The sequence below is a fragment of the Arthrobacter sp. Y3225116 genome (genome assembly GCF_059091245.1).
The window spans coordinates 1-500 of sequence record NZ_JBNHGL010000554.1 but is presented as its reverse complement, the minus strand read 5'-3'; the positions used below and the strand labels follow the sequence as shown (position 1 = coordinate 500).

The 500-nt window shown below is 74.6% G+C and carries 1 protein-coding gene; it reads right to left on the bottom strand.

Features of this window, described 5'->3' with window-relative positions; translation table 11 throughout:
- A partial coding sequence (locus AC5RV2_RS18925) for a hypothetical protein (protein WP_494093608.1) occupies positions 1–306 on the bottom strand: 306 nt, incomplete at its 3' end.
- Positions 307–500: the final 194 nt, after the last annotated feature.

Here is a 500-nt window from a genome sequence, read left to right as displayed (position 1 = left end):
GCCGGCGGACGCGGCAGATCCGCCCACCACCGTTCCGGCGGAGTAGCCGACGTCCGTGGCCACGCCGCTCGCCGAGGACGCGGCGGCGCGCGCAGTTGCGGATCCGCTCGCATCGGCGGTCACGGGGATGCCGACGGCCTCACCGTCTGCCGCCCCCGGCGACAGGGAATCGTCCGGTTCAAGGTTCTCGGCCCGCTGCGTGCTGATCGGGCTGGCGTCGGTGTCCCGTCCCGACGTGATCGTCGCGGTGCCGGTGCCGTGTTCCGGCGAGTTCATGGCGTGGGAGGCCGCGGCGGCGCCTGCCACCCCGGCCGCTCCCTTACCCGAGGGCGCGGCGAACTGCCCGGTGGACGGTTGTTGCGCTCCGGTGTGGTGTGTACCGGACGGGGTATGGGCTGCGGAACCGGCAGGGACACCTGCACCCCGCGTTTCCGGCGCCGCCTCGTCAATTCGGACGGCACCTGCCCTGGCCGCCCCCTTGCCGGCGGCTCCGCCGTGGG